Genomic DNA, 10,778 nt, shown 5'->3' on the forward strand with positions numbered 1-10,778 from the left:
CCTCACCTAATTCCTTAGCTTTCACTGAATTTTGGGTTAGGAATCTTACTGCCCGTTAAAGCGGCACAAATGGAGGGGCAACATGAAAAAAATAGGTGTAGGGATTGTAGGATTTGGTTTTTCTAGTACGACATTTCATATCCCACTATTACAAATAATAGAAGAATATGATATTCGAGCTGTATTATCCTCAAAAGAAGAGGTAGTAAAAGAAACATTACCAAACGCTAATGTTGTTAGTACAATTGATGAATTGGTGAAGCGAGCTGATGTTGACTTAGTTGTTATTACATCACCTAATACAACTCATTTTCCATATGTAAAAGAAGCAATTTTAAACGGTAAGCATGTTGTTGTAGAAAAACCATTTGTTGTTTCAATTGAAGAAGGGGAAGAGCTTATTACATTAGCAGAGCAGCATAATGTAATGTTAAGCGTATATCATAATCGTCGTTTTGATAATGATTTCTTAACAATTAAGAAATTGTTAGGAGAAAACAGAGTAGGGAATGTATACGCATATGAATCAAATTTTGATCGTTTCCGTCCACATGTACGTGATCGATGGAGAGAAAAAAATCTACCAGGTTCCGGTATATTATACGATTTAGGATCGCATTTAATTGACCAAGCGTTATCAATATTCGGGAAACCAGATGCGATAAGTGCAGATGTAATAAAACAACGACCAGGTGCAGAGGTGGATGATTATTTCCACATAGTACTGCATTACGGAGTTAAACGTGTCATTTTACGTAGCAGCAGTTATGTGAAAAAAGCTGGACCGCATTTTATAGTGCATGGAGAGAAAGGTTCTATCGTGAAGTACGGTATGGATTCGCAGGAAGAGCAATTAAAAAGTGGAATGAAGCCAGGCAATAACGGTTATGGGGTAGACGATGAAGAGAATTTTGCTACTTTAGAAACAGAAGAAAGCTTAGAGCGTATTCCAACAGAAGTCGGTTGTTATGACAATTATTATAAAGGTGTACGAGATAGTATATTAAATGGTGAGGAACTACCTGTAACAGCAAAAGAAGGTTTAGATGTTATTAAACTGATTCAATTAGCGATTGAAAGCAGTGAAAAGGGTAGAGTCATTTCTATAAAATAAAAAGACACGAATTTCGTGTCTTTTTTATTAGGAATATGTGAATATGATTAATTAATTAGTTTAGTCGTTTATCGTACATTAATTGGATTTGTATGCCATAAGGATCTTCAATAATACCATATGCTTCACTAAATATATTTTTTTCTAGCTGAGAGATTATTTTTACATGCTTATCGGAAATTAAATTATTATAAAACCTTTGTATTTCTTCTAAATTAGCGCTTTGAATGCAAAGTGACATGTTATTTCCAACGTTATAACGTTCATTAGTATTCATTGTATCTTCTGCTATCATTAGCTTTGTATTCCCAATTTGTAAAACAGAGTGAGCAATATGATCTTTATTTTCACTTGTAATTTTAAAAGAACTATCTCTTTTCGCCAGTTCTTCATACGTAACAATCATTAACTTTTTGGCTTCTAAATTACGTATATAAAAATTAATCGCCTCCTTTGCTTGCCCATTCATTGAAAGAAAAATAGCTATTTCTAATGTCATAAATATATAACTCCTTTATTAGTTGATAATTATAATATAGATTAAAAGGGTTTCAATACATGACACCTTTTTGGGAGGGAAATATGAAAAAAACGGAACGAATAAATGATATGCTTATTTTCTTAAAGAATAAAAGATATTTTAATTTAAAAGATTTAATGACTAGATATGATATTTCTAAAAGTACCGCTTTGCGAGATATTCAATCATTGGAAGAAATAGGTGTACCCATATATTCTGAACTGGGTAGAAATGGAAGTTATAAAATTATAGAAAATAATGTGTTATCACCAATTTATTTTAGTGTGGATGAAATGTATGCGTTATACTTTTCAATTCTTACGCTAAATGGATACAAGACAAAACCATTTAATGTAGAAAGTATTGCGCTTGAAAATAAATTTAAACATGTATTACCTGATAATGTGAGTAAAAATATTTCAATCATGGAACGAACGCTTTCCTTTGAAGTAACAAATCATAGTAATTTTAGTCCGTTCTTAAAAGAAATTTTACAGGGGATTTTTGCTGAGCGAGTTTATCATTTAACATATTTAAAAAAAGGTGAGGAGAAAGCATTGGTTGCCCAATTTATTCGAATAGAATCTAAATTTGGCCAGTGGTATGCTAAAATCTTTAATTTTGAGACAAATCATGTTCAAATAATTAGATGTGATAAAATTCTTTCTATTGTGGAAACAAGCAATGTTCATCCAAAAAATCTTAAAGAATTATTAAGTTATCTTACTACTTTTCACAGGAAGCCTGATGCAATTGATTTTAGCGTCATTGTTAGTCAAAAAGGAAAGGACATTTTTGATAAAGAGAATTATCCTTCCATGAGGATGCAAAAGGAAAATGAAAATTACATTATAACAGGCTATTTTAACAAGCAAGAATTTGATTTTATTTCAAATTACTTTCTGAATTTCGGTGAAACGATTATCTCAATTCAGCCTGTTATGCTAAAAGAGTTAATCTATAATAAGGTGTTATCTATAAAGCAGCATTTAACTTCTTTAAGATAAAGTTAGTTTTAGTCATTTTTTGATATGAAAAAGCCCTTGCGATTTAAATATCCAAAGGGCTTTTTGGTGATTCTATTTGTTCTTTAGAAAAATTATTTTTCTGGGACGGAGAGTCCATAAAAGAACATCGTAACGATATCTTTTATATGTTTTTCACGATCTCCTTCAAGAAGTTGTGCCCCAAAATGATCACCTAATTTAGTAAACATTTGAATGTAAAGTAACATCATTTCTTTAGTAAGGTGTGGATTAATTTCGTTTTTGCGCTGAGCTTGTTCTAATATTTCTAAATACCAGGGCAGGATTTTTTCATTTTGATAACTATAAATAAACTTACGGAGTTCTTCGTCCCTTTGCATCATTTGTAGTAACATATCAGGTTGAAATAACCCGCCAGTATTCATTTTTCTTACAATCATTTTTTGCATCATATCATGAAAAGGTAATTTTTCTTCTGCAAGATCTTTATAATATTGAAATTCAGATATGATAAATTCTTGTATGAGCTCCTTAAATAATGCATCTTTACTTCCGAAATGATTATAAATTGTAACTTGAGAAACGTTTGCTTCTTTTGCGATATGTTCTATTTTCACTTCATTAAATCCACGTTCTGAAAATAATACGAATGCTGCTTCTTTAATGGCACGCTTTTTCTTTTCTTTTACTCTTTCAAAGCCGTTCAATGCAATCACCTCACTTAAAATATACAAGAAAAAATAATGGAAAACAATAATTTTGAAATATAGACTAATAAATATTTCAAAAAGTTGTTGCGAATATGGAAGATGAGGAGTACAATAATTTTGAAATATCATATATTAAATATTTCAAAAAAATGAGGTGGAATTATGATTTCAGTTCAAGATGTCACAAAACAGTTTTCGAATGGAAAAGGTTTGTTTCATATTACATTTGATGTAAAAGAGGGAGAAGTATTTGGTTATTTAGGACCGAATGGTGCCGGGAAATCAACGACGATTCGTAATTTAATGGGATTTATAAAACCGACAGCTGGTAAAGCGACAATTTTTGGATTAGATTGTTGGAATGAAGCAGCGAAAATTCAAAGGGAAGTTGGTTATTTACCGGGTGAAATTTCTTTTATTGAAGGAATGAACGGATTAGAGTTTTTAAAATTAATGCAAGGAATGCGTGGATTAAAGGATACAAAAAGACGAGATGAACTGATAGAGCGTCTGCAATTTGATGTGAAAACACCGATTCGCAAAATGTCTAAAGGAATGAAGCAAAAAGTAGGGATAGTCGCTGCATTTATGCACGATCCAGAGGTGTTAATTTTAGATGAACCAACATCTGGACTTGATCCACTTATGCAGCAAATGTTTATAGATTTAATATTAGAGGAAAAGCAAAGAGGAAAAACAATCCTAATGTCATCACATATTTTTACTGAAATTGAGAGAACTTGTGATAGAGTAGCTATTATTAAAGATGGTCGAATCGTAACGGTTGAAAATATTCACGATTTACAAAGTATGAGAAGACAGGTGATAGATGTAACAGTATCATCACAAGAAGAGATTGAGTCCCTTACAAAGTGTAATTTGCAATTTGAAGCGGTAAAAGGTAGAGAGGCATCTATCATTGTACAAGGAAACTATCAAACTGTTTTACAAACACTTTCAAACTATAATGTAACGGCTCTTCAAACGAGAGCGATGGATTTAGAACATTTATTTATGCATTATTACGATAAGAAAGAAGGGATAATGCATGAATAAGCAATTGTTTTTAGCTAGTTTGAAAGAAACACAAAAAAGTATTTTGAGTTATGCGTGTGGTGCGGCTTTATATCTGTGGTTATTAATTTGGATATTCCCGTCAATGGTATCAGCGAAAGGGCTAAATGAATTAATAGCTGCCATGCCTGATAGTGTGAAAAAAATCGTTGGTATGGAAAGTCCGATTCAAAACGTAATGGATTTTCTAGCGGGCGAATACTATAGTCTATTGTTTATTATCATTTTAACAATTTTTTGCGTAACAGTTGCGACACATTTAATTGCTCGTCATGTAGATAAAGGAGCAATGGCATACTTGCTAGCAACACCTGTATCTAGAGTGCAAATTGCTATTACACAAGCTACTGTTCTCATATTGGGACTTCTGATTATTGTATCTGTTACGTATGTAGCTGGGTTAGTAGGTGCAGAATGGTTTTTACAAGATAATAACTTAAATAAAGAATTATTTTTGAAGATAAATATAGTCGGAGGGCTCATATTTTTAGTCGTTAGTGCGTATTCATTTTTCTTTTCTTGTATATGTAATGACGAAAGAAAAGCACTAAGTTATTCAGCGAGTTTAACTATCCTATTTTTCGTATTGGATATGGTAGGGAAGTTAAGTGATAAGTTAGAATGGATGAAAAACCTATCATTATTCACGCTGTTTCGTCCGAAAGAAATTGCTGAAGGAGCGTATAATATATGGCCAGTAAGTATAGGGTTAATTGCCGGAGCACTTTGTATTTTCATAGTAGCAATTGTAGTGTTTAAGAAGAGGGATTTACCGTTATAAAGTAGAAAGTCCACTAGAAAGTGGGCTTTTTTTATTTGTAAATTTAAACTAGTATGTTTATCGCATAACACTTATAAAGGATATTTATCTTTTTAATTAAGGAAATATTCAAAAAAACGAACCTTTTTCTAGGTTCATACGTCTAATACATGTAAAGTTAAATTGGAAGTGATGAAGTGAGGATGAAACAGGAGGAGCAATTGTGAAAGTAATCCCTTTATATAAAATGATTATAAAAGAAGAAACGGATGTTTCTTTGGCGAAAAAAGGTGATCATGAAGCCTTTATAGCGCTTATGCATACAGAAAAAGTGAAGATGTATCGAATAGCAAAGGCGATGTTACGTGATGAGACAAATATAGAGGATGCGATACAGACAACAATTTTAAAGGCCTATGAAAATATAAAAAAATTAAAAAAAGAAGAATTTTTTCAAACTTGGTTAATTCGAATACTAATAAATGAGTGTAACAATATTATTAGAGCGTATAAAAATGTAATTGTGACAGAAGAGAATGATTACAATATGAGTGCGTGTGATCAGTATGAAGATATAGATTTGTGTAATGCGATTCAATCGTTACATGAAGAATTAAGAGCTGTTACGGTGCTTTATTATTATGAAGATATGAATCAAGAGAGTATAGCAAAGCTGTTAGAAATACCGAAAGGAACAGTGAAATCAAGATTGTCACGCGCGAGGGAACAACTACAAAAACGATTAAAGATGGAATAGGGGGTGTAAAGGATGGATAATGAAAAATTATTTGATGAGAAATTAAAAAAGAGAATAAAAGATGAAAATGTTATAGTACCTCCAGAGTTAAATGAAAAAATTAATGGCACACTATATAATCTTCAGGTAAAAAAGAAGAGTTACAAAATTCATATGATGATAATTAGTGCAGCGGTTTGTATACTTTCAGTGGTATCTATGTCTGAGTTTTCTATACAAAGTTTTGCGCAAAATGGTGGAGTATTTGAATATGTAAAGAAAAAAGCGTTTTCTGATTTTGAAAATGAAGAAGAAATAAAATCGAATGTACATTATCCAGATAAAGAAAAGATTCATCAAAAAATGCTAGATTCTATTGATTATTTTAAAAATATTTCAGGACAATTTGAGGAATATTCTAGCTCATCAAGAATTGCTACAACATATAAGTATGCGATTGATACGGAGAAACAAAGAGGTATCTCTTCGAAAGAAGATAAACTAGCGAAAAAACGAACAATTATATATAAAGAGGGCAAGAAAAAAGAGTTTGATGATGAGAAGTATACCTATAAAGAGACAAAATGGAACCCGAAAGAAAGAAACAATGAACTATTAAAATTAAATCCTACGGAAAGGTTAGTGAGAAAATCAAGTGAGAAAAAGAGATATGATGATGAATATGTAGGGCTAGCTAAATATAGTATTCAATCAGAATTCGCAGATTTGTTGATTCGATATAAAGATTGGAATTATAAAGAAACAAAATATCTTGGATTAGATTGTTACAAAATTGAAGGAGTCATCAACATAGAGATGCCTGTTAGCACCTCTGAAGATTTAAGAGGGAAATTCGAAATGGTTGTGGAGAAAAATACAGGGATTATGTTGAAATTTCTTAGTTTTCAAGAAGGCTTGATTCAATATTCAGTTACGACTGAATGGATACAAATAGATAAGGGATTGAAAGAAAGTATGTTTCAAAAGGATAGCGCTAAATATGAAAGAATGAAAAACATATTGGATGAATAGAAACAGGAGGAGAGTAAATGGAGAATCATTCATCTTTAAGAGAAGAGAAAAATAAGCAAAAATATAAAAAGAAAACGATAATAAGTTTACTACTGGCGGTATTACTATTTGGTGGAATTGGCTATGGAGCCTATGTATATATGAAAACTTCTAGTCTCGTACAAAAATCTAATTTGAATTTAGCACGAGGTGAAAAATCCAATTTACGTGAGAAATCTGTAAAGCCAATTGCAAATCATGTTTCACTTTTAATTATGGGAATTGATGAAAATCAAGAACGACAAAAGGAATATAATGGTGCATTTCATACAGATGCATTATTGTTAGCGACTTTTAATAAAGACGATAAAACAGTGAAATTAACGAGCATACCGCGTGATACATATACATATGTTCCAGTTGAAAAGAAAAAAGATAAAATAACCCATGCATATGGAAGTGGTTTCGTTAAAAATGGTAGAGATGGAGGACCGCAAGCTTCTGTGGAAGCGGTAGAAAAATTGTTACAGGTGCCCGTTGATTATTTTGTGAAATTTAATTTTGGTTCCTTTACTAAAATTGTTGATGGGTTAGATGGTATTGAAGTGGATGTCCCGGTTGAATTTACGGAGCAAAATAGTAAAGATGAACCTGATGCGATTCATTTGAAAAAAGGATTACAAAAATTAAATGGCGAAGAAGCACTTGCACTAGCAAGAACGCGCCATATTGATAGTGATGCAATGAGAGGACAGCGCCAACAACTTGTTATTGAAGCAATTTTAAGTAAATTAAAAAGTGTAGGATCGATTACGAAGCTAGAAAAAATAGTTGAGGCGGTTGATAGTGATTTTAAAACAAATTTAGTAATGGATGATATTTTATCTTTTTATAAATACGGTTTAAACGGTTCAGTTGAAAAAATACAATTAGCTGGTGATGATTTATACTTACCTAATGGCCCAAACGGGCAACGTGTATATTATTATAATCCTAATAAAAAAGATCTACAGAGTTTGAGTAATACTCTTAGAACACATCTAGGGTTAAGTGAAAAGCAAATTGAGGAGAATTAAAGCAGACGAAATGTCTGCTTTTTTATTTTTGTAGAAAAGAGGTTTGTTACGATATACATTATTTATTAACAATAATTTACAAGTTATTTTATAGTGAAGGGATATAAAGACTATTAAATCAATACATAGAATTCCATGAGGTATAGTGTTTCGAAAGGTTAAGTAATTTTTATGAATATTACTGTAAAAAAATAATTTTTTAAAAATTTTCAATAATAACACTTTACAAAACTCAAAAAATTAGTAGAATAATAGTTAATAAGAATCTTCTAATAAATATATAAAGAAAAACATAATTATCAGAAAATTCTTAAATGAGAGCGTTAAGAATTAGGGAGGGTACAGAAAGTGAAAAAGAAAAAAATGAAAAAACTAACAGCGGTTGTAGTACCAGTTTTAGCAATGAGTATGGCATTAACAGCATGTTCTACATCAGGTGGAGATAAGAAGACAAGCACAAATTCTAGCTCTGGTGGAGATAGTAAATCAGAAGGAAAATTAGCAGCAAAACAAGTACTAAATCGTACTGAAACAAATGAGATTCCAACAATGGATACTTCTAAAAATACAGATACATTAGGTTCTCAAATTTTAGGGAACACAATGGAAGGTTTATATCGATTAGATAAAGATAACAAACCAATCCCAGCTGCTGCAGAATCAAGCACGAAGAGTGAGGATGGTAAAAAATATACATTTAAACTACGTAAAGATGCAAAATGGTCAAATGGTGATCCTGTAACAGCGAAAGATTTTGCATATGCATGGCAACGCTTATTAGATCCAAAAACAGCTGCTGAGTATGCATTTATTGCATTTCCAATTAAAAATGCGGAAGCGGTGAATAAAGGTGAAAAACCTGTAGCAGAGCTAGGAGTAAAAGCGGTAGATGACTATACGCTTGAAGTTGAGTTAGAACAAGCAGTACCATACTTCTTAAACTTAGTAGCGTTCCCATCGTACTATCCATTAAATGAGAAGTTCGTGAAGGAAAAAGGAGATAAATATGGTTTAGAGTCTGATACAACAGTATATAACGGACCGTTCGTTCTTACTGATTGGAAGCATGAGCAAGGTTGGAAATTAAAGAAAAACGACCAATATTGGGATAAAAAGACTGTAAAACTAGATGAAATTAACTATAGTGTAGTAAAAGAAGTAGCTACAAGAGTAAATTTATATGATACAAATGCAATTGATTTTGCACTTCTATCAGGTGAATTCGTTGATAAGTATAGAAATAATAAAGAAGAGTTTGGCACATATTCACAAGTAAGCACATACTTCTTACGTCTGAACCAAAAACGTGGCGGACAAGATACACCGTTAAAGAGCCAAAAATTACGTGAAGCAATCGCGCTTTCTATTGATAAGAAAAATCTATCAAATGTAATTTTAAATGATGGATCTAAACCTGCGGACTTCTTAGTACCAAAAGGATTAGCAACCGGACCGGATGGTAAAGATTTCCAAGAAACATTTAAAAATGGTATTAAGCCAGATGCGAAAAAAGCAGCAGCTGCATGGAATGAAGCGAAAAAAGAACTTGGAAAAGACCAAGTTACAATTGAGCTATTAAACTATGATACTGGTAATGCGAAAAAAGTTGGAGAATATGTAAAAGACCAAATTGAGAAAAACTTAAAAGGTGTAACGGTTAATATTAAACTTCAGCCATTCAAGCAAAAGTTAAAATTAGAAACAGAGCAAGATTATGATTTATCATTTGCTGGTTGGGGACCTGACTACGCTGACCCAATGACATTCTTAGATATGTTCCAGTCTAATCATTCTCATAACCAAATGAGCTTCGCTGATTCTAAGTATGATGATATGATTAAAAAAGCTGGTGGAGAATTAATGGGTGACGCGAAGAAACGTTGGGAAGAGCTAGGAAAAGCTGAGAAATTACTTCTTGAGAAAGATGTAGCACTTGTACCTTTATACCAACGTGGTGATGCATATGTTCAAAAACCAAATGCAAAAGGCATCGTTCACCATAACATTAGCCCAGAGTATAGCTTCAAGTGGGCATATATGACTGAAAAAGATGGAAAATAATTTTTAAACAGTAATGTTATCTTTAAGTGGATGTATACAAGTTTCTTAGCTTATTTTGTAGTGAGAATCTCGTACAATAGAAAGATAAATGATAGAGCATTCCAAAAGTAGACTATTTACTTTTGGAATGCTCTTTTTATTATGAGATTACATGTAAATAAATCGATAGATATAATGAAGAATTTGTATAGTGATAATTGTAAAAAGAATACTTGTTACTATCACAAAAAAATAATTTTTAGAATATTTTAAAAATAACTTTACAAAACCAGAAAAATTAGTAGAATATTAATTAATAAGAATTTTCTGATAACTAGTTAATAGGAAATTACTCAAATCTAGTTTCGTACATATAATTGGGGAGGATACAAAAATGAAGAAAAAGATGAAAAAGTTTACGGCGGTTGTAGCGCCAGTATTAGCGATGAGTATGGCGTTAACAGCATGTTCTGGATCAGGTGGGGAGAAGAAAACGACTACGACGTCTAGTGGTGGCGAAGATAAAAAGTCTGATATTAAATATGCAGCGAAGCAAGTGTTAAATCGTACGGAGAATCAAGAAATTCCGACAATGGATACTTCTAAGTCTACTGATACGTTAGGGGCACAAATTTTAGGAAACACGATGGAAGGATTATATCGTCTTGATAAAGATGAGGGTGTTGCAAAACTCATAAATATCCAAAAATGAATGCATAAAGAAACCCGTTTTCCTGGAAGAATGATAGTA

At 31.9% G+C, this 10,778-nt stretch carries 10 protein-coding genes and 1 pseudogene; 9 read left to right on the top strand and 2 right to left on the bottom strand.

What is annotated here, in order from left to right:
• Positions 1 to 82 precede the first annotated feature (82 nt).
• The gene (locus ACQRBL_RS17765) at positions 83 to 1,114 is read left to right on the top strand and encodes an oxidoreductase (RefSeq protein ID WP_023522722.1); all 1,032 of its coding nucleotides are present in this window, start codon (positions 83 to 85) and stop codon (positions 1,112 to 1,114) included.
• Positions 1,115 to 1,169: 55 nt separating this feature from the next.
• Here the strand turns inward: ACQRBL_RS17765 and ACQRBL_RS17770 are convergent, their stop codons facing one another.
• Positions 1,170 to 1,613 carry a VOC family protein gene (locus tag ACQRBL_RS17770; RefSeq protein ID WP_000171338.1) on the bottom strand — a complete coding sequence of 148 codons (444 nt, stop codon included), beginning with the start codon at positions 1,611 to 1,613 and terminating at the stop codon, positions 1,170 to 1,172.
• Between the two features lie 59 nt (positions 1,614 to 1,672).
• Between ACQRBL_RS17770 and ACQRBL_RS17775 the strand changes: the two genes are divergently transcribed.
• On the top strand, positions 1,673 to 2,641 hold the full coding sequence (locus ACQRBL_RS17775) for a helix-turn-helix transcriptional regulator (RefSeq protein ID WP_411996162.1): 969 nt from the start codon (positions 1,673 to 1,675) through the stop codon (positions 2,639 to 2,641).
• A gap of 92 nt (positions 2,642 to 2,733) precedes the next feature.
• Here the strand turns inward: ACQRBL_RS17775 and ACQRBL_RS17780 are convergent, their stop codons facing one another.
• Positions 2,734 to 3,336, bottom strand: coding sequence for a TetR/AcrR family transcriptional regulator (locus ACQRBL_RS17780; RefSeq protein WP_411996161.1), 603 nt, complete (start codon positions 3,334 to 3,336; stop codon positions 2,734 to 2,736).
• Between the two features lie 156 nt (positions 3,337 to 3,492).
• Here ACQRBL_RS17780 and ACQRBL_RS17785 point away from each other — a divergent pair, with 156 nt between their 5' ends.
• From ACQRBL_RS17785 to ACQRBL_RS17815, 7 genes and pseudogenes are all read left to right on the top strand, one after another.
• The gene (locus ACQRBL_RS17785; protein ID WP_065484939.1) at positions 3,493 to 4,386 is read left to right on the top strand and encodes an ABC transporter ATP-binding protein; all 894 of its coding nucleotides are present in this window, start codon (positions 3,493 to 3,495) and stop codon (positions 4,384 to 4,386) included.
• On the top strand, positions 4,379 to 5,185 hold the full coding sequence (locus ACQRBL_RS17790) for an ABC transporter permease subunit (protein WP_001041425.1): 807 nt from the start codon (positions 4,379 to 4,381) through the stop codon (positions 5,183 to 5,185). Before ACQRBL_RS17785 ends, ACQRBL_RS17790 begins: the two co-directional genes overlap by 8 nt.
• A gap of 202 nt (positions 5,186 to 5,387) precedes the next feature.
• Positions 5,388 to 5,921 carry an RNA polymerase sigma factor gene (locus tag ACQRBL_RS17795; RefSeq protein WP_065484938.1) on the top strand — a complete coding sequence of 178 codons (534 nt, stop codon included), beginning with the start codon at positions 5,388 to 5,390 and terminating at the stop codon, positions 5,919 to 5,921.
• Positions 5,922 to 5,933: 12 nt separating this feature from the next.
• Entirely contained in the window at positions 5,934 to 6,932 is a 999-nt protein-coding gene (locus ACQRBL_RS17800) for an anti-sigma factor (RefSeq protein ID WP_411996160.1), read from the top strand.
• Between the two features lie 17 nt (positions 6,933 to 6,949).
• On the top strand, positions 6,950 to 7,987 hold the full coding sequence (locus ACQRBL_RS17805) for an LCP family protein (protein WP_065484935.1): 1,038 nt from the start codon (positions 6,950 to 6,952) through the stop codon (positions 7,985 to 7,987).
• Between the two features lie 348 nt (positions 7,988 to 8,335).
• On the top strand, positions 8,336 to 10,048 hold the full coding sequence (locus ACQRBL_RS17810; protein WP_000727534.1) for a peptide ABC transporter substrate-binding protein: 1,713 nt from the start codon (positions 8,336 to 8,338) through the stop codon (positions 10,046 to 10,048).
• Positions 10,049 to 10,421: 373 nt separating this feature from the next.
• A pseudogene (locus ACQRBL_RS17815) lies at positions 10,422 to 10,703 on the top strand (peptide ABC transporter substrate-binding protein); the annotation flags it as partial.
• Positions 10,704 to 10,778: the final 75 nt, after the last annotated feature.

This window comes from Bacillus sp. AF62, assembly GCF_050312695.1.
GTDB lineage: Bacteria > Bacillota > Bacilli > Bacillales > Bacillaceae_G > Bacillus_A > Bacillus_A cereus.